Origin of the sequence: Paenibacillus sp. S25, from assembly GCF_019454085.1 — a bacterium.
Lineage (GTDB): Bacteria > Bacillota > Bacilli > Paenibacillales > Paenibacillaceae > Paenibacillus > Paenibacillus polymyxa_B.
This window is the reverse complement of the sequence record NZ_CP073683.1, coordinates 5,627,810-5,647,001: the sequence shown is the minus strand read 5'-3', so window position 1 is coordinate 5,647,001 and position 19,192 is coordinate 5,627,810. Positions and strand designations below refer to the sequence as shown.

Genomic DNA, 19,192 nt, shown 5'->3' with positions numbered 1-19,192 from the left:
AAAATGACCCTTTTTTTAAGGGAAACTTGGACAAAAATCGAGCTTATTCTAATTTTTATCTAAAATAACAATAAAAATTTTGCAGAAATTTGTGCAAATTTAAAATTTCTTCGACGATTGTGTTGTGAAAGGTGTAATATAGAGGTATAGGGTTCCGTTTCGGCCTGTTGTAGTCACGAAGGAGCGCTTCGTGGGATATTCCGCAGCAGTAACAACAGAATACCGTCTGAGCAATATACAATTGGCATCTGCGATAAATCAGTCTTGCCCTTTAGGGTATAGGCCGGTTTTAGCTGTGCTTCTTGCATGTTTAGGGGCGCGAATTCAATGAACGTTTTATTGCTAGAGTTTATGGATACAGGTTACGAGAAAGGAATGGACTTCTATTTTCACAGTAAAGGAGGACGTTCACGCATGTCTGAAAACCAACAAGAGGTGGCAGTAACACAAGAAGCTACCAAAGAGTCTCGGGATGTATTGGACCAATTGATGAAACCAGAGGTTCAGCAATCGCTGACCGTGCTGGTAGAAAATCTGCCCAAGTTGACTGAGATGGTTACTTTGATGACCGACGCTTATGATGTAGCTCGCAGTCTGGCGACTGACCCTGTCTTTATCGGAGATATGAAAAGCTCCATGGGAGAGTTTGTGAAGCCTGTTACAGATTCGGCTAAAGGATTGGCTTCTGCTGCAATTGAAGCAAATGACCGTGTACAAACTACGGACGGCAGTGTAGGTCTGTTTGGCCTGCTCAAAATGCTTAAAGATCCGAATGTACAAAAAACGCTGCGTTTCAGCCAGGCCTTCCTGGATATTCTGAATGAGCGCCAACGCGAAAGCAAATAATTACCTGATCAAGAACGGAGGATGGACATGTCGAAGCAAATTTTGATCTTGGGCGGCGGATACGGCGGATTGCTGGCCGCTCTTACAGCACGCCAGCATATGGACGCTAGCCAAGCAACCATTACAGTGGTTAACCGCTTTGCGTCGCACCAAATTATTACGGAACTGCACCGTTTGGCGGCAGGTACAATTGCTGAAAAAGCTGTTGCGCTTCCTTTGGAAAAACTGCTGCGTAACAAAGAAATTATCCTGAAAGTGGATACTGTTTCCGAAATCAAGCCTGACGATAAAAAAGTAACCTTGGCCAGTGGCGCTACGTTGAGCTATGACGCTCTCGTTATTTCCCTGGGCAGCGAAACGGCTTACTTCGGTATTCCAGGACTGCAAGAGCATAGCTTCACGCTGAAATCAGTGGCAGAAGCCAATCGGATTCGCGCACATGTGGAAGCTCGTCTGGATGCTTACAAGCAATCCGGTAACCAAGCTGACGCTACAATCGTTATTGGTGGTGGCGGTCTGACTGGCGTTGAGCTGGTGGGCGAATATGCTGACAAATTGCCTGCAATTTGTCGCGAAAAAGGTATTAACTACGAAGATATCAACTTGTATTGCGTAGAAGCTGGACCATCTATTTTGGCAGGCTTCCCTCAACCACTGGTTGATCGTGCAGTAACAAGCCTTGAAAAACGTGGCGTTCAAATCGTAGCGGGTGTACCGATTACAGAAATGAAAGCTGACGAAGTTCTCTTGAAAGACGGACGTTCGATCAAAACGAACACACTGATCTGGACAGGCGGCGTACAAGGTAATGCACTGGTTGGCGCATCTGGTATCGAAGTAAACCGTGGTCGCGCAACTGTGAATGGTGCACTGCAATCGACTTCTCACGAAGACATCTTCCTCGCTGGCGACAGCGCAGTGGTGTTCCCGGGTGAAGGCGAGCGTCCATACCCTCCAACTGCACAGTTGGCTTGGCAAATGGGCGAATTAGTTGGTTACAACATCTTCGCTTATTTCAACGGAGCGAAGATGGAACGCTTTACACCAGTATTCTCCGGTACACTGGGCAGCTTGGGCAGAACAGACGCGATCGGTACTGTAGGCGCGAATGGCACCCAACTGAAAGGCGCTGTAGCCACTTTGATGAAGGAAGGCAGTAACATCCGTTACTTGTCCCACATCAAAGGACTTTTTGCATTGGCCTATTAATATTTCTTACATTTTATATGGTTCATTGGAAGAGAGCGCTATTCAGCGCTCTCTTTTTTGTAGCTTTTCTTTTCGGTACTAGCGATACTCACGATTCATTAGTCTTAATTCACTTTAATCTTCGCTAACTCTGCCACCTGTGCAGGAGGGAGCGCACCTTCAAATATATTCAGCTCATCAATAGATCCTTTGAACGCAGGGTCCCACCAGTTGACACCTAAGCTGAATGTTCCAGATTTGGAGGTAAAGACATCTGGGAATCCTGAGCCGGTAAATTGAAGCTTGCCATTCACATACACGGCTAACACCCCACGATCTACAGTGAAGGCGAGATGGGTCCATTCATTTGTATTGATCTTTAGGCCGGTACTGCCAGTATACCAAGGTGAGCTGCCAGACCAGACCATTGTGTTATCCTTCTCAGGTCCTCTGGGTAAAAGGCTGATCCAGTGATTACTATCCATAGCTCCAAAGAAAGTCGGTGTATGAACAGTCAATTCGCTTGGTTTTACCCACAGTGACACGGAATATGCTGAGCTGGATATGAGTCCTTCAGGCAGAGCAATGCCTGACTTTCCATCAAGGACTACAGCTTGTCCTCTTACGCCTTCAGCGTAGGACACACTTCCGCCCTGGCGATCGATTCGGTCACCGATAACTTCGCCATTAGCAAAAGCATCTTGCTGATCCTCCAGATTATTTTCAAATGTGTATGACGCAGTCCATGTTGCCTTCTCATAAGGGGATACCGTGATGTTGAAAATTTTGTCCCGACTACGTTCTCCTTTGGTAATGGTAGCTGTCAAAGTGGCAGATGCAGCCTTTTCTCCAATTCCTGGACGCTTGATTTCACCTGTATCCGTAATGACGCTTTGATCTGAAGTTTTCCAGGTAATCCGGGATTGCCGACTGCCTTCCTTCGGAAGATTCAGGCTAGCCGTCACCCGACTTGTATCGCCAAGATCTAATTCACGATACACACTGTCCACTACTGTTGTATCGGTCATATCAGGGAGCTTACTGCCCCAAGCCATCTCACCTTTATTCGATAAAACTGTAAACGCCAGGATGTATTGATTCGTAACCTGATCCCATTGTCTTAAGAACACCCCATCCAATACAGCGCCATCCAGTGTTAATTGGATATTCGCATCCCCCGACTTGCGCCATGTTCCTTGCACATCGCCTTCGATGGTATGATCTGCTCTAAGCTGAATGAATTGTGTATTCTTGATCGTAGCCGAAGAATCACTGCCATGATTAATATATTGATAATCGCCAATGAATTGTTTCTCATCCAGCTTTGTAAGCGTCTCGCCACCGTAACGATAAGGAGCTACGACAGGCCAGTCCTCCTGATTCATGAACATTTGGTGTACACGCAGCTCATGTGTCTCCCCCTGATGAGGGAATCGGGTATGAAAGACGACAAACATTTGTCCAGTAGCAGGATCGGTGTATACAGAATTGTGTCCAGGGGAAACATAGCCGTAGCCAGTGCCTGTACCGGGGTCGCCTATTTTACTATCGAACAAGAAATTACCTATCAACTTGTTGCCATAAGTTATATTTTTGGTGTTTGCTGGCAAAACAGCATTCTGCCCTTTGGCATCCTTATAAGGTCCTGTCGGACTCTTGGAACGGAATAACCTCATGTTATACCCTCCGTCCGCTGCAAGGCCACCGTAGGTTATATACAAATAGTAATAACCCGTCTCCTGGTTGTATTCAATATACGGACCTTCCCCTGACTCACCGTATCCACCTGCAATCTTGGTGCCAAAATAACGATCAATGAGCCGACCGTCTTCTGTAGTTCCATCTTTACCTGGGTACATGGGTTTGCCAGTTGCCTTATCCAGCTCCAGTAAAAATATTCCCCCGGACCATGAACCATACGTCATCCACAAGCGCCCGTTTGCATCGTAAAAAACGCTTGCATCGATTGCATTTGGGAACATCCGATTCGCATAAGAACCATCGGTATTAAACCATCCCGGTCTGGGACCCTCAAGCTTGCCTTCCTTAATGAGTTGTTGAATCGGCGTATTTGTCCACTTTTTATCCACTTTGCTATCTTTATCGAATGCAGTCTCCTTCGTAAAACCAGTGTGGATAATGGTATCCACATATTGATATGGACCCTCGATTTTCGGTGCAACTGCAATGCCGATTGCGGAACGAATGTAGGTGGAAGATGCACTATAATAAATCATATATGCCCCTTTTGTCCCATCCTTATTGACATAATGCTCATTCCAAAATACATCGGGCGCCCATACCGAGAATCCTCCCTTACTGTCCGCATCATTCTCACCCGCCCAAGCGAAAGATCCGGCCAGATTCTTCGATAAATCCCCGTAAAGTGTGTTCCCAGGCGTAGTGTAACCGTTTGCAAAAGAAGTCCAATTTGTAAGATCTTTTGACTTCGCCGCTGAGATATGTGACCCAAATACATAATAAGTGTCACCGTCTTTGACAATGGAAGGGTCATGAACCGATACATTAGAGAAGGTTGGCGCATCCTGCTTATTGTTCTGGTCTGGCACCGTTGCCGCCGCGTCTATTGCACCTAATGGTGCGCTTGCGATTGCTAATAATAATGTTAGTGTTATTGCAATACTTTTCCTGACTTTACGTTTAACAAAACTTCTCATCATACACATTTGCCCCTTTCTAAATTGGAATACAGTGATATATTCTATTTTCATCGCTAAATACCTTTATATTTATAAATATTATTAATGTATTTATGAATTATATAGATGCAAGGAAGGTTTTAGCATCTAAGCGACCTTGACGCCACTGCTCCACACTTTCTTTTTATACGTAGTTGATCCTTCTATACACTATGATTTGTAAAATACTATGCTCTCTTTTTAGGTAAAATTTATAAATTATGGTTGACGTTATATATTTGTGGAGGTATGCTAGTTTCGAAAAATAACTAGGAGGTTTGTGTATGTTTAGGAAAAATAAGTTTATTGGCATGGGATTAGCAACTATCCTCATGTGTTCGGCATTCTCGGGAAGCTTCGCTTATGCGGAAGCTAAGTCCACTACGTACGATGCTGCTTTTTTTCAAAATCTCAAACAGCGGGCCATTGTCCATGAACTTCAAGAACACCAGATTGCCGTTAATCCGAAAGCATCTATTACTGAACTACTGAACACGGCCGATAGTACATCACTAAAGAGTAAAAATAATAGTGATCTACAACAAAATCTGGAGAAGCTTAACAAGTCGGAATACATATATCTTACGCTCGATGGAGAAGTATACAGCTCAGAAAAAGGTTATGTAGGCATGGCAGATAAAGTTGAATCAAAAGAAGATAGTGTAACGGATGCTACTTATATGAAAACAAACTCTTTGAGTGAACCAAGCAACAATCATGATGTTTCCAAATCAAGTAAAAATAATCCCACTCCATCGCAAGTGAGTGGAGGAACAACAGGAGCTTTTTCAAGGGTTCAATTGGATTATGATGGCTTTGATGGGGTCAATGCACGTGTGATTTTGCCAACCGTTAGGGATCTAGGAGCAAACGAACAGCCATGGGTGTATTACGGTTTTGATGCGAAGAATGGGAAGAAAGTTGAGGGGGGATTTTCCTTCCAAACGGGCCAAAAAAGATACTTAGGATACATTAAAAATGGAGTTTATAACTATTCTACAGATTCGTGGGTAAATGGGGAGGGATATAATTCAGTTAAATTTTATATTGATAATAGTACCTATAACGCTTATTTGTTAGCCTACTACAATCAAATCGTCGTTATGCAAACCTCTTTTAATTCCTCGGACCTATCGTCTATGTCTGTTAAGAGAGTGACGGCAATAGCGAAAGAAAACTTTGATGGCAGTAATATTTATGGAAATGCTATCGGTGGAGACTTTTCAGATTTGGTAGTCTCGAAATTCAATTCGGATTATTATTATCCATGGGATAACTATCGGGATTACTCTTTTTGGGATGGAAGTCAGTGGTTCGGTACGATTGATTGGCCCATCGATTATATTACTCATTTTGACACAAGTGTGTGGATCAGAAATCCAAACCGATAAGAACAATTAGTTAAACAATGGCTCAAGCTAAAATATACTGAATAGCATCTGTCATTTCCTTTGTTGTTGGGTGGGACTTACAACAATGTGGCTTGGCAGATGTTTTTCCATGTTAAGCTTACTCAACTGGGCTCCTCCACCATAATTTTGGTTTTGAGCCTAAACAAATGATTAGGAGGGCATTATGAAAATCAGGTTATTAATCGGTATTATGATTGTACTAAGTTTTGCTACTACAAACCCGAATTTGGCATCGGCTCAAGATCATACCCCCATACACCTGAAGGTCAATGATCATTACGTTTTATACACCTACCCTGCATCACCCTTTGTGGATAAGAAGGGAAGACTGCTTATACCGCTCCAAGTAGCTGAGGATATACTGGGCGGTAAAGTAACTTATAATGCAGCGAACAAAACCGCTTCTGTTGATCTAATGGACCGTAATGTAACGGCAACGATTGGATCACCCAAAATATCGGTTAACGGCGAACCCATGACAATGGATACAGTCCCTATCATGCTAAGTAATGCAATGTTTTTGCCGGTATCCATCCTGTTGAAAGATACAGATGCGAAGATGGAGTGGGATCCCAAACGTGGCTTATTGAAACTAAGACATGATAGCTTTACGGAAAGTCCAGTTCTTATGAGGTTTAAGGGACAAGACTTGGCCCAAGTCATTGATGCGAATGCATTTGATCTTATTTCCTTTGACTGGGATCAAAGGCAAGGTGTATTGAATATTAATGCTACGTATAAGAGCGACTTATCGCCCGCCTTCAAGCAAATTGACTTTAATCCTATGATTGTGTATAGCAAAGGGACCTATACTGTAGATCCTTATTCTAAACCCGGTTCATTTCACAAAGTGAAAATAACCAGCCACGGTCATTTGGTTTATACAATGAATATCGATACAATTGACGCTGATAATGATTATATAAAATATATCACTTCCGTAGGCAGGCTGATTCAATAATTGAATGCAGGTTGCTTGTACATCATTAAAAAAGCGACAAAGGCTTTAGGGCCTTTGTCGCTTTTTTGAAAAAGTGAAATTTAGAATGAAGTTATCGTGTTGCTGTTTTCGCTGGACTTAATTTTACCCACTACTCGAGATACCGAGTTTCTATTCTTAAGCTCATAAAGAACGTTCTCTATAAGAGAGTTTCTTTGCGCATTAGTAAGTGTATTGTTCCAAGCGTCAGTCTTTACATATACATCCACGCTAGCTTCACTGCTGTCGCCTCTTACGGTGAAATCAAAGCCAACTCCAGCGTAATTGCCATATCTATTAACCAAATCGCGTTGAATCGTACTTGCATCCAAGGAAGAAGCTACATCCTTCAAAGTAACATCGCCTCTGCTGTTGGTTGTAAATGTTGCCATTTTATCCCTATTACTAGAGTTCTTCACTGTGCCTTCAACATCGGCATCTTTGTACTCTTTCAAAATATCATCCACGATGTCCTCCAAGTAGCTTCTCTTTCTGCTGTCGGTTAGGTCAGTCCATCTGGATTTTGTCATTTCAATGGTTACCGTAATATCGTTTTTGTTACCATCCAACGTAATATCCGAGTTGGTGTTGTAGTCATCGCTGTGATCATCGTTCAGCTTCTTTTGGAGATCCTTCAAGGAGCTAGAACTATTTTTGCTCGCGTCATCTTTTAGCGTCTGATTGTCTTTTTGCAATTGAGCGATGGTAGCGTCTTTCGTTGTGTTTGCTGCTTTTGCTGTGTTGAGCTCTTGAGTCAGCGTCGTGATCTGGTTGTTCAGCGCCGTAACTGTAGATTGATCAATGGGAACACCATTGTCAGCAATGACTACGCGTTTGTTTGTGCCATCCCATGTTACTTTTTTATCCAAAGCTGTACCTGCCAGCTTCAGTGGGATATACGTAACGCCATCCAGCAGGAACGGTTCTGTTTTGGCATCAGAAGCAACCTCGGTTCCGTTGTAGATGATTTTGATATTGTTATATACTGCTTGGATCGGCTTAGTCACTTGTGCGGCATATGTGGATTGGCTGAAAAGAGCCCCGGATATGGCCAAGGCGGATACGGCAGTGATGATGACAGGTTTTTTGATAGATTTCAGTGATTTCATTCGTTGGTCTACCCCTTTATTTAAGAATTATAGCCTGGTTCATAGACTAGAGTAACATTAATGCCTACAAAATCCAACAGCTTGGAGAGTCATTATGGGTTGTGCTTATATTGGTTAGACGCAACAGCAACCGTAAAAGTTGCCCTGTTTGCGCAAAAGTTTTTCCAAAAGTATCCGAGCAACACAAAACAAGCCCGCTGCACAAGACAGCGAGACTTGTTGGTAAAACAGTGCGTCGAGGTTATCCATTCAGGATTATTTGCCGTCCTTCAGTTTGCCTGCTGTTTCCTGAAGATGGCCTTTGGCCTTATCCAGTTTACCTTCGGCTTGAAGGGACTTATTATCGGTAGCGTTCCCGATTTGGTCCTTGATTTCACCTTTGGCTTTGTTCACATTACCTTTGATTTTATCGCTAGTTCCGTTATCCTTCATGTTGTAGCCCTCCTTATGTGATCGAACTTTCATTCAGCATGCTGTAGTTAGTCATTACCCGAGCGAGGGTAATACGAAACCAGAGGCTGTATATCACAGACGGGGGTATAATGTTGGATACGGGTTAAATCAGAACGTGAAGTGGGGAGTGAGCGTATGCTCAAAATTTTATTGTTTATTCTTGTTATTCAAATTATTTACGTATCGGCGTATACACTGCGCATGATTCTGACGCTGAAAGGACAGAAGTACATTGCTGCGCTCATTAGCACCGTGGAGGTTACGGTCTATGTGTTGGGCCTGAACGTTGTGCTTAAGTATCTGGATCAAGTGGCAAGTCTTGCAGTCTACGCCATTGGCTATGCATTGGGCATTCTTATTGGAGCATGGATTGAGGAAAAAATAGCGCTTGGTTATGTCACCGTTAAGGTGATCAGTAATGAGATCAATGGAGGAATTGCCAATGCGCTGCGGGACAAAGGATACGGTGTTACAGCCTGGCTGGGCAGTGGGCGTGATGGAGAGCGCCTAGTGATGGAAATTTTGGCTAAACGGAAAAACCAGAATAAGCTGTACCAGTCCATTCTGGAGCTGGATCCTAAGGCTTTTGTCATTACGGTAGAGCCGAAGCAGTTTCATGGCGGCTTCTGGACCAAGGCTATCCGTAAATAAACATTTTGGTAAATTGCGCATATTTTTTGGAGGTTGGAGCATATTAATACCCGCACAGGTGAATTTTTCAAAAATCCAATAAGCGACTTCCATTGAACAAGATATAGATCGAATTGGTTTAGTTCGTCTATATCTTGCACTTCGGAGCGACTGGAATCGAATTTTTGAAAAAATAATGGGGCAGGTAGAAATTAACGGTAATCCGACAGGGGATATTACCCTATAAAAACCGAGGGGGGATATAGATGTACAGACGCCAGGCCCCGGAAATCATTCCAGAGGAAAATACGGCTATTTGGTCGTGTACAAACGAGGGTTGCAACGGTTGGATGCGAACGGATTTCACCTTTTTGAATGAGCCGGCTTGTCCACTTTGCCAAGCCTCGATGGGGCAGGAAATGCGAATGCTGCCGATTCTCAATCGGGCGGGCAATTCCTTTGTCGCCCAGCGCTCCTAATCCAGGATTTTGCAAAATCTACAATTGAATGTGAGTACGATGATCACACTGTAGAATTTATGAACGTCAAAAGCCGCTCCAGCGACATGCTGAGCGGCTTTTGGTTGTGGAAATTAGAGTAGGGATGACCTGTCCCAAGTAAGGTATGCGTTGATCATGGTCTCTGGATGGGCTGCACCGAATCACGATATACAATATGTCCCTGCACCAGGACTCGACCAAAGCGGCTGCCAGGATGGCTTATTTTTTTCATCATCGAATCAATCGCGGTACGTGCCATCTGCTCGATGTCTACTCCGACCGTGGTCAGTTGCGGAACAATAAGAGTGGCGTATACATCGTTGTCAAAGCCAACCACAGAGCAGTCTTCAGGTACGCGGTAACCCAGGCCAATGAGCTTATGCACCAGATTGTGAGCGACCTGATCGCAGTTACATACAAAGGCAGTTGGTAGCGGCTGAGGAAGCTCCATTTCAACATAAGTACCTTCATCGTCCCGGTCACTGAGCACCCACTCGTTACGGAGGGGCAACCTGTGCTCCAGCAAGGATTTATAGTAGCCGAGGAAACGATCCTGAATACTACTGGTGGAATAGATATTACCCACATATGCAATATCCCGGTGTCCCTGGGCGATCAAATAGTTGGTCAGCTCGTAGGCTCCGTAAAAATTATCCGTCACCACGGAGTCGATATCGGCATGTTCATCATAAAAATCGAGAAACATTTTGGGCAGGTCCATGGTTTGTACAAGCTCAATATATGGCTTGCTCACTTGGCCCAGGAGAATGAAGCCGTCCACCTTGCGGTCGTAATAGATACGTGGCAGATTAAGCTGTTCTTCGTCTTCGCGATGGAGGATGTGAAGGATGCCGTAGTAGCCATATGGCTCCAGTGCCCGTGAAATTTGCTGGTAGATGTGCAGATAAAACGATTGGCCGGGGCCGGTAAACCGTTCAGGGATGACAACACCAATGTTATAGGTGAGGCCCTCCTTCATGGACTTGGCAACGGTATTGAAACGATAACCCATTTCGCCCGCGAGCGACTTAATACGCTCTTTTAGCTCCTCGCTAACCCCATCCTTGTCATTGAGCGCCTTCGACACGGTCACGCTGCTTACTCCCAGCTTATCTGCAATATCCCGCATCGTTACGTTGCTCTTCATTCCTGTTCCGCCTTCCAATTTTAAAAAGATAAGCATTTTGCCTAATCCAGAGAATGGATGCAAAATGCTGGGGAATATATCGGTAGCTTAGCCGCCTGTAAAAATCCAAAAAGATTTAGCAGGGTTGCTGTCCTGTAAAGATACAAAGACTGGCAGCATGGCTGCCCATAGAACAAACTATTAGCCTGCGGGTAACAGTTGTTCTATGGATAGTATACATGGTTCCGCAAGCAGGATAAAGCCTGCGGCTTATGTCCGTTGGGAAGGACGGGAGTGTGCTTGCAATAGCGCTTCATTGTGGTGAATCAGCTCACGGCGAACAGCGGCGCTGCTGAGAGAGCGCAACGGGTCGGATGGTGTATTGAAGGTGTAGTCCTCCAGTCGAGCGATGGTGGTCGTCGCTACGTGGATACGGGTATCACTGGATGCGTAGTAGATAAAGACTTCATCTTGTTCGTTAACGACTGCCCCATTGCAAAAAATAACATTCGAAACGTCGCCCACGCGTTCCCCATCATAAGGAGCCAGAAAGTGCCCGCCGGGCTTGGTGATGACGCGCGTGGGGTCTTCCAGACTGGTGGCAAAGGTATACAGCACATACCGCAGCCCGGCGGCCGTATTGCGTACCCCGTGAGCGATATGAATCCAGCCGCGACTGGTTTTGATCGGGGCAGGGCCCTGACCATTCTTGGCTTCGTACACCGTATGATAACAACGCTCATCAATGACGGTTTCGTGTTCAATCACGGGTTGTGTAATATCTTTGCACAGGCCGAAGGCGATGCCACCGCCCGAGCCGGTGGAAATAAATCCGTCCTGGGGACGAGTATAGAAGGCGTATTGACCGTCCACAAATTCAGGGTGCAGAACAACGTTGCGCTGCTGTGGGGACTGGGTAGTGATGTTGGGAAGCCGGGTCCATGTACGAAGATCACGAGTACGGACCAGTCCAGCCTGAGCGACAGCACTGGAGGTATCGTGAGGTGGCGCGTCAGGGTCTTTTTTCTCTGAGCAATAAATACCGTAAATCCAGCCGTCCTCATGCTTCACCAACCGCATATCGTACATGTTTGTTTCTTCTGGGTCGATATCCTCCCAGACTAGGGGGGCGTCAATGAATCGAAATTGATCAATGCCGTTATCGCTCTCTGCCAAAGCGAAAAATGACTTTCGATCCAGTCCCTCGGTACGCGAAACAAGAATGTATTTTCCTTCATGATAGATTGCTCCTGGATTCAATGCCGCATTTACACCCAGCCGCTCCATGAAAAGGGGATTAGTTTGCGCATCCAGATCAAACCGCCAGTGAAGTGGAACATGATGGCGTGTGAGCACTGGGTAGAGATAGCGTTCGTAGATACCATTATAAAAGGTAGTTTTAACCTCATTGGGGCGTGTAATCAGTTCCTCTTGCTGCAATAGCAGCTCATTGTATTTGTTATGGATCATTGATTCTCCATCCTTTCTAACATTTCTATGCAAAATCGGCTGTTGTGATAAGGGCACTTCCAAGGGCCTGCAATTTCTCTCGAATCAGGCTTACCATCCGCTTGAACTGACCAGAACCATTCGCCTCCGGGGCGCGGATCTATGATATATTGCCGAGTATAGGCCCACAGATTACGGACAATTTGCAAAAATCGTTCGTCTTTTGTACGTTGAAATGCATTGTAAAAACCAACCATCCCCTCGGCCTGTACCCACCAGATACGTGAGGTGTCTACCCGCTCTCCTTCCCGCTCGTTGATGAGCGATCCGTCCGGCTGAACAGCGCGCTCTGCTACCGCATTGGCAATATCCATCACCATATCCACGTATTCTGACGGGTAATAACCCAGCACATTCATAGCGTCCTCAATCAACCAGCTGGCTTCGATGTCGTGACCATATGAGGTCAGGTCAAGCAGAGAGCGCCATTCACGATCGAAGAATACCCCCAATCGTCGGGCAGAAGCATCGTAAACACGATGATATAAAATGTCCAGTACGTTCGTCAGCGCATCTCGAACCTCTTCATTTGGCCAGACGCGCAGCAATTGGGTATACGCCTCCAAAACATGAATATGCGTATTCATGGTGATATGCGCGGTAACTCCATTTTCGCTGAGTAGCTCATTAGGCTGCGTGTTCCACAAGCGGTCATATTGTTCGCCGTATGCCTGGCGGGTGGGATCATATCCTTTTTGCTCCAGCAGGTGGAACAGCTCCATAGCTAGTGGCAATGCATTCGGGTCGTCTGTGGCACGTGCATACTCTGCTAGCGCATAGATCGCGAATGCCTGCGCGTATACATGCTTGCACGTGTCCACGGGTTGCCCGGTGTAGTCCACCATCCAGTACATTCCTCCATGTAATGGATCAAGCAGGTGATCTCGCAAGAATGTGAATGCATGTCGTGCGGCTTCTGCATAGGTATTTTCCCCTGTTACACGGGCAGCCGCCGAGAGTGACCAGAGTAGCCGTGCAGTGGCAATCCCGCCTTTGTCGGCTTGGTTATGAGTGTGCAGATCCACATCCACCTCGCCGTAAAACCCACCGTGTGTCTCATCCTTCAGTCCAAGCCAGAATGGGAGTATGTGTTCCTTCCATTCCTGTCTAATTTCGTCCAATAGTGTTTCCAAGAGACAAAGCCTCCTTCGGAAAATGAGTTATTAAGTTATCGTTAACTTTACAGAAGTATCATATCTAGGTGTTTGTAAACTGTCAACTATTCTCGTCTTGTGTTTGTTTATAAGATAATAGCCTAGTGTACTGTACAAAAAAATAATGTAATTGACATAGTAAGCGTTATCATAATAAAATAACTTTTGTTAGCTTAACGATAACCTTATTTAAAAAAATGGGAGGGGTCGTTTCATGAAGTTGTCTAAAGTTTTGATGCCATTGTTGTCAGTACTACTAGTAGCAGGTTTGTTTGCAGGCTGTACTCCAAAAGCAGCGGATACACCAGCAGCCAGCTCTGATCCAAAGGATGTGGAAGGTGAAATTACGGTTATCACACAGCGGACAGATATTGTGGATACGGTGTTTCAGGACTACGCCAAGGAATTTAACAAGCTTTATCCGAACGTGAAGGTCAATTTTCAGGCATTGGCCGATTATGAGGGCCAAATTAAAATCCGGATGGGGACCAGGGATTACGGAGATGTTTTGCTGATTCCTGGCAGTATTCCAGTTGAAGAGCTGCCCAATTTTTTCGAGCCACTGGGTACTTATGAGGAGATGAAAAACAAGTTTACCGGCCTTGAAGAACGTACGGTGGATCATAACAGCTACGGTATTCCGATTGCGATGGTTTACTCTGGTGTGATTTATAACAAAAAGGTGTTCAAGGACGCAGGAATCACGCAGCTTCCCAAAACACCGGACCAATTCCTAACAGCGTTACAGCAGATTAAGGACAAAACCAAGGCAGTGCCGCTGTTTACGAACTATGCCTCTGGTTGGGCACTGACCCAGTGGGAGTCTAGTCTGGCAACATTGGCGGGTACGAAGGAATACGTGAATGTCACACAGCCGAATACAGATGACAATTTCACGAAGGGCCAGCCCCACTATGAACTGTATAAGGTCCTGTACGATGCAGCTAAAAAAGGCCTGATTGAAAAAGATCCAACGACTACGGATTGGGAGACCTCCAAGGCGGATCTCGCTCAAGGCAAAATCGGTGCGATGGTACTTGGCTCTTGGGCGATTGACCAGATCAAAAGCACAGCTCCTAACAAGGATGATATCGGTTTTATGCCTTTCCCGACGAATGCCTCCAAGGTACTTGTACCGCTAGCGGGTGATTTTAATCTCGGTATTAACGTAAACAGTGAAAATAAAGCGGCGGCCCGTGCCTGGGTGGACTGGTTTACCGAAAAGTCCAACTATGCTGTAGAGCAGGCAGGCAGTATTAGTCCGCTGAAGGGTGCCCCAATGCCTAGCATTTTGAAGCAGTACGAGGATCAGGGAGTCGTTTTTGAAACGCTCACTCCGTCCCTGAAAGGACAGGAAGGAATTGTTGATAAAATAGATAAAATGGGCGAAATTGGTTTGTGGCAGCCTGATTTCAAGAAACGCATTATTGAGGCAGCGGTTGGTAACCGCCCGGAATCGTATGATGCCATTATGAAGGATCTGAACGATGCATGGGTGAAGGCGCGTGCTGAAGTGGCTGCAAAGGAAGCAAAATAGCCATCTGAACTGACGAGAAAAGAAAGGATCGACGTAGCAGTCGATGGACGGATAGCCAGGAGGTGCAGCATGTTAAAATTTTCGAATCTCAGCTACTCCAAACAAAGATTGGCGATTATTGTTGCCTTTTCATTTATTCCGCTAGCGCTGCTGATCACTTTTGCGTACTTGCCGGTGATCAATATGTTTAAGTACAGCTTTTCGGACTGGAACGGCTATAGTAAGCGTCTGGAATATGTGGGTTTTGAAAACTATATCAAAATTTTTACCGACCCCGAGTATTTCTCGGTGTTTAAGGTCAGTCTGTATTACTTTGTAGCCACGTTTGTACAGATGGGTCTGGCCCTTTATTTTGCAACCATTCTCAGCTTTCAGACCTGGTTTAAAAATTTCTTTAAAGGCGTTTTGTTTTTTCCTTCCCTGATGAATGGGGTGGCCATTGGTTTTATTTTTCTTTTCTTTTTTAAGCCAGACGGCACGCTCGATACACTGCTTCAGGCGATGGGGCTGGGTTCGTATGTCAAGCTGTGGCTGGGCAACCCGGAGATTATCAATATTTCGCTGGCTGGCACGTCGATCTGGAGATACATGGGCTTTAACTTTATTGTGTTTCTGGGTGCGATTTCTTCCATATCCAGTGATCTGTATGAAGCAGCCGACATCGATGGAGCCAACCGCTGGCATCAGTTCCGTTCAATTATTTTGCCGAGCATCAAGCGGATTTTGCAGTTGAACCTCATTTTGGCAATTAGCGGTGCGGTCAGTGCATTCGATATTCCGTATATTATGACCGGTGGCTCCAACGGTAGCGAAACATTCGTCATTCAAACTCTTGATGTGGCATTCAAATACAGCAAGGTCGGTTTGGCCTCGGCGATGGCGGTTGTTCTGCTGCTGATTGTAATCGCTGTTACGCTGCTTCAACGGTTGCTAATTCGGGGAGAGGAGGACTAATCATGTATAAGCTGAAAAGAATACTGGCTAGCAGCATCAAGTATGCCGCGCTACTACTAGGTGCGTTCATTGCACTGCTGCCGATTGTCGTAATCTTGTTTGCATCTTTGAAGACGAAGACTGAATATGCGGCAACCAGTCCTCTGACTCCCCCCGTGAACTGGCTGAATTGGGCTAACTATACCAAAGCCTTTATTAACGGAAATATGCTGACCGGATTTGTGAACACAGCTTTTATCCTGTTGATTTCGATCATCGGAGCCACGTTAACGGGTTCCATGATCGCGTATATTTTGAACCGTTTTAAATTTAAGGGCAAAAGTCTTATGCTCGGAGCGTTCCTGCTCGCGACCCTCATTCCGGGGGTAACGACACAGGTATCGACATTTCAAATTATCAACAAGCTGGAGCTGTTTAACACGCCTTGGGCGGCGATCTTGCTGTATTTGGGAACGGATATTATTGCGGTGTATATTTTTCTGCAATTTCTGGATTCCATTGCGGTGGCGCTGGATGAATCGGCCATGCTGGATGGGGCCTCCTATCTGACGATCTACTGGCGCATTATCTTGCCCCTGCTGAAGCCTGCCATTGTGACGGTGATCATTATCAAGGGCGTTAATATTTACAACGACTTTTATACCCCGTTCCTGTATATGCCCAAAACAAGCCTTCAGGTCATATCGACGGCGCTGTTCAAGTTTAAAGGGCCATATGGCTCGCAATGGGAAGTCATTAGCGCGGGAATTATCATTGCCATTATTCCGACGCTGATTGCGTTTTTATCATTACAAAAATATATCTATAACGGATTCGCGCAGGGTTCAGTGAAATAGAATAATGGCGAAATAGAAAAATGATGAGATCAAGTATCTCGGTGAGAGGAGAATATACGTATGAGTAAATTGAATGTGGATTTGGATGTAAATAGCGTACGAATTGTGGGAGAAAGTCTGTCGAAAATGCCGTGGCAGGATAAGCCGGAAGGTAGCGAGGCTCCGGTGTGGAGGCATACTGAAAACCCAGTCATTGGACGCAATCCGGTGCCAGGTATTGCCCGTATTTTCAACAGTGCAGTAGCTCCGTATGAGGGACGGTTTGTAGGGGTATTCCGGGCTGAAACGATTAATGGACGTCCGCATTTGCATCTAGGCTGGAGTGACGACGGGTTGGCTTGGGACATTGAGACAGAACGTCTGCATTTGGTCGATGAGGAAGGAAGCGATTACCAGCCTAATTATGCTTACGATCCGCGTCTGGTCCGCGTGGAGGATACGTATTATATCATCTGGTGTACAGATTTTTACGGTGCGGCGTTGGGAATAGCCCGAACAAAGGATTTTAAAAGCTTTGTACGATTGGAAAATCCTTTCCTGCCGTTTAATCGCAATGGTGTGCTGTTGCCCCGCAAGCTAAACGGAAACTTTATGTTGCTATCCCGTCCGAGCGACAGCGGACATACACCGTTTGGCGACATTTTTCTAAGTGAAAGTCCTGACTTGGTCTATTGGGGCAAGCACCGTCATGTCATGAGCAAGGGCGGACAGGGCTGGTGGCAATCGGTAAAGATTGGCGGCGGACCGGCCCCGATTGAGACGACCGAGGGGTGGTTGATGTTCTACCACGGGGTGACGGGCACGTGCAATGGGCTGGTATACAGTATGGGCGTAGCCGTTCTTGACCTGGATGATCCGTCTAAAGTTAAATATCGTTCCTCTAATTTCGTGCTGACCCCAGAGGAATGGTACGAAGAACGGGGCTTTGTGCCGAATGTGGTGTTCCCGTGTGCTACGCTGCATGATGCGGACACCGGGCGGATTGCGATTTATTACGGAGCCGCTGATACGTATGTAGGTATTGCATACACGACAGTGTCCGACATTATGAAGTATGTGATCGCAACGGATGAAGTGGTCGCAGACGACCGTGAGTCGGGCCGGATGTAGGAGGAACTTGAATGCCAGAGGATATGTCTTTACAGCAATTGCAGTCGTATATGGGGAGTAACCCGAAGCCGCCAGACTTTGACGCATACTGGGAACGGGCATTACAGGAGCTGGCTCGGCAGCCGCTTGATTATACACTAGAGCCTGCTGATTTTGTCTCTCCGATGGTGGAGTGTTACCATCTATATTTTACTGGAGTGGGCGGAGCAAAGGTTCATGGGAAGCTGGCTCGTCCCAAGCACCTTACGGAACAAGGGCCAGCGTTGGCCATGTTTCATGGATATTCCTGCGACAGTGGCGACTGGTTCGACAAGGTGAGCTATGCGGCACACGGATTCACCGTACTGGCCATGGATTGCCGGGGGCAAGGAGGCCTGTCTGAGGACAATTTGCAGGTTCAAGGAACGACGGTTCGCGGCCATATCATCCGTGGAATTGACGACCCGGACCCGGATCGGTTGTATTACCGCAATGTATTTTTGGATACCGTGCAGACGGTGCGTATTCTAATGTCTATGGAGCAGGTCGACCCTGAACGGATTGGCGCATTTGGCTGCTCCCAGGGAGGGGCCTTAACGGTTGCCTGCGCTGCATTGGAGCCACGTGTCCGTATGGCAGTTCCGGTATATCCATTTCTGTCGGACTATAAAAGAGCTTGGGCGCTGGATGCCACTACATCTGCATATGAAGAACTGGTTTATTATTTTCGTTGGTTTGATCCGAATCATATGCGCGAGGAGGAGCTCTTTCACCGACTAGGCTACATCGATATTCAACATTTGGCAGATCGTATTCGTGGTCGTGTGTTGTTTGTGACAGGGCTGTCAGACACCATCTGTCCACCCTCCACGCAGTTTGCGGTGTACAATAAAATCGTATCAGACAAGGAAATACTCCTGTATCATGAATACGGTCATGAGTATCTACCCTATCTGTCGGATCGTGCCATGAGCGAATTTTTGCGGCTGTAGGGGGTTGAACTTAGCCACAGGCTCCTTTATAGTAATAGCTATAACCTTCGTGAATGCGTAATAAATGAATGCCCCATTTGTATAACCTCAATAATATGGTTTGAGGGTCTCTACCAGGAACCGATAAATCCTGATTACAAAAAGTGTACGTCTTGTACATTTCTTGTGGTCAGGATTTT

The 19,192-nt window shown here is 45.8% G+C and carries 17 protein-coding genes and 1 riboswitch; of the genes, 11 read left to right on the top strand and 6 right to left on the bottom strand.

Annotated elements, in window-relative coordinates:
• The first annotated feature begins 414 nt into the window (after nucleotides 1–414).
• Both KAI37_RS24790 and KAI37_RS24785 read left to right on the top strand, forming a co-directional pair.
• Complete coding sequence (locus tag KAI37_RS24790; RefSeq protein WP_013312528.1) at nucleotides 415–846, top strand: DUF1641 domain-containing protein; 432 nt, start codon at nucleotides 415–417, stop codon at nucleotides 844–846.
• A 27-nt stretch (nucleotides 847–873) separates the two neighbouring features.
• Nucleotides 874–2,055, top strand: a complete 1,182-nt coding sequence (locus tag KAI37_RS24785) for an NAD(P)/FAD-dependent oxidoreductase (protein ID WP_025721951.1) — start codon at nucleotides 874–876, stop codon at nucleotides 2,053–2,055.
• A 104-nt stretch (nucleotides 2,056–2,159) separates the two neighbouring features.
• Here the strand turns inward: KAI37_RS24785 and KAI37_RS24780 are convergent, their stop codons facing one another.
• Nucleotides 2,160–4,715: a LamG-like jellyroll fold domain-containing protein gene (locus KAI37_RS24780; protein WP_220030427.1), complete on the bottom strand. Its 2,556-nt coding sequence runs from the start codon at nucleotides 4,713–4,715 to the stop codon at nucleotides 2,160–2,162.
• 302 nt (nucleotides 4,716–5,017) lie between these two features.
• Between KAI37_RS24780 and KAI37_RS24775 the strand changes: the two genes are divergently transcribed.
• Nucleotides 5,018–6,124, top strand: coding sequence for a hypothetical protein (locus KAI37_RS24775; RefSeq protein ID WP_220030426.1), 1,107 nt, complete (start codon nucleotides 5,018–5,020; stop codon nucleotides 6,122–6,124).
• Between the two features lie 184 nt (nucleotides 6,125–6,308).
• Nucleotides 6,309–7,106, top strand: coding sequence for a copper amine oxidase N-terminal domain-containing protein (locus KAI37_RS24770; protein WP_220030425.1), 798 nt, complete (start codon nucleotides 6,309–6,311; stop codon nucleotides 7,104–7,106).
• 80 nt (nucleotides 7,107–7,186) lie between these two features.
• On the opposite strand, the gene KAI37_RS24765 is transcribed toward KAI37_RS24770, so the two are convergent.
• Both KAI37_RS24765 and KAI37_RS24760 read right to left on the bottom strand, forming a co-directional pair.
• Nucleotides 7,187–8,233: a stalk domain-containing protein gene (locus KAI37_RS24765; protein WP_220026350.1), complete on the bottom strand. Its 1,047-nt coding sequence runs from the start codon at nucleotides 8,231–8,233 to the stop codon at nucleotides 7,187–7,189.
• A gap of 255 nt (nucleotides 8,234–8,488) precedes the next feature.
• On the bottom strand, nucleotides 8,489–8,665 hold the full coding sequence (locus KAI37_RS24760) for a CsbD family protein (RefSeq protein ID WP_013312524.1): 177 nt from the start codon (nucleotides 8,663–8,665) through the stop codon (nucleotides 8,489–8,491).
• A gap of 156 nt (nucleotides 8,666–8,821) precedes the next feature.
• Between KAI37_RS24760 and KAI37_RS24755 the strand changes: the two genes are divergently transcribed.
• Together KAI37_RS24755 and KAI37_RS24750 are read left to right on the top strand one after the other, a co-directional pair.
• On the top strand, nucleotides 8,822–9,337 hold the full coding sequence (locus tag KAI37_RS24755; RefSeq protein ID WP_023990890.1) for a DUF2179 domain-containing protein: 516 nt from the start codon (nucleotides 8,822–8,824) through the stop codon (nucleotides 9,335–9,337).
• A 245-nt stretch (nucleotides 9,338–9,582) separates the two neighbouring features.
• Entirely contained in the window at nucleotides 9,583–9,795 is a 213-nt protein-coding gene (locus tag KAI37_RS24750; protein WP_023990889.1) for a cold-shock protein, read from the top strand.
• Between the two features lie 154 nt (nucleotides 9,796–9,949).
• On the opposite strand, the gene KAI37_RS24745 is transcribed toward KAI37_RS24750, so the two are convergent.
• From KAI37_RS24745 to KAI37_RS24735, 3 genes are all read right to left on the bottom strand, one after another.
• Nucleotides 9,950–10,963, bottom strand: a complete 1,014-nt coding sequence (locus tag KAI37_RS24745; RefSeq protein WP_220030424.1) for a substrate-binding domain-containing protein — start codon at nucleotides 10,961–10,963, stop codon at nucleotides 9,950–9,952.
• Nucleotides 10,964–11,212: 249 nt separating this feature from the next.
• The gene (locus KAI37_RS24740) at nucleotides 11,213–12,412 is read right to left on the bottom strand and encodes a glycoside hydrolase family 130 protein (protein ID WP_220030423.1); all 1,200 of its coding nucleotides are present in this window, start codon (nucleotides 12,410–12,412) and stop codon (nucleotides 11,213–11,215) included.
• Complete coding sequence (locus KAI37_RS24735) at nucleotides 12,409–13,584, bottom strand: AGE family epimerase/isomerase (protein ID WP_220030422.1); 1,176 nt, start codon at nucleotides 13,582–13,584, stop codon at nucleotides 12,409–12,411. The genes KAI37_RS24740 and KAI37_RS24735 overlap by 4 nt, the downstream gene beginning before the upstream one ends.
• A gap of 235 nt (nucleotides 13,585–13,819) precedes the next feature.
• Between KAI37_RS24735 and KAI37_RS24730 the strand changes: the two genes are divergently transcribed.
• From KAI37_RS24730 to KAI37_RS24710, 5 genes are all read left to right on the top strand, one after another.
• Nucleotides 13,820–15,142: an ABC transporter substrate-binding protein gene (locus KAI37_RS24730; protein WP_220030421.1), complete on the top strand. Its 1,323-nt coding sequence runs from the start codon at nucleotides 13,820–13,822 to the stop codon at nucleotides 15,140–15,142.
• Nucleotides 15,143–15,211: 69 nt separating this feature from the next.
• Nucleotides 15,212–16,096 (top strand): carbohydrate ABC transporter permease, encoded by an 885-nt coding sequence (locus KAI37_RS24725; RefSeq protein WP_028540811.1) that lies wholly within the window; start codon nucleotides 15,212–15,214, stop codon nucleotides 16,094–16,096.
• Between the two features lie 2 nt (nucleotides 16,097–16,098).
• The gene (locus tag KAI37_RS24720) at nucleotides 16,099–16,932 is read left to right on the top strand and encodes a carbohydrate ABC transporter permease (protein WP_023990883.1); all 834 of its coding nucleotides are present in this window, start codon (nucleotides 16,099–16,101) and stop codon (nucleotides 16,930–16,932) included.
• A gap of 60 nt (nucleotides 16,933–16,992) precedes the next feature.
• Complete coding sequence (locus KAI37_RS24715) at nucleotides 16,993–18,042, top strand: glycoside hydrolase family 130 protein (RefSeq protein ID WP_076292753.1); 1,050 nt, start codon at nucleotides 16,993–16,995, stop codon at nucleotides 18,040–18,042.
• A gap of 11 nt (nucleotides 18,043–18,053) precedes the next feature.
• The gene (locus tag KAI37_RS24710; protein ID WP_220030420.1) at nucleotides 18,054–19,013 is read left to right on the top strand and encodes an acetylxylan esterase; all 960 of its coding nucleotides are present in this window, start codon (nucleotides 18,054–18,056) and stop codon (nucleotides 19,011–19,013) included.
• Between the two features lie 57 nt (nucleotides 19,014–19,070).
• Nucleotides 19,071–19,170, top strand: a riboswitch (purine riboswitch).
• Nucleotides 19,171–19,192: the final 22 nt, after the last annotated feature.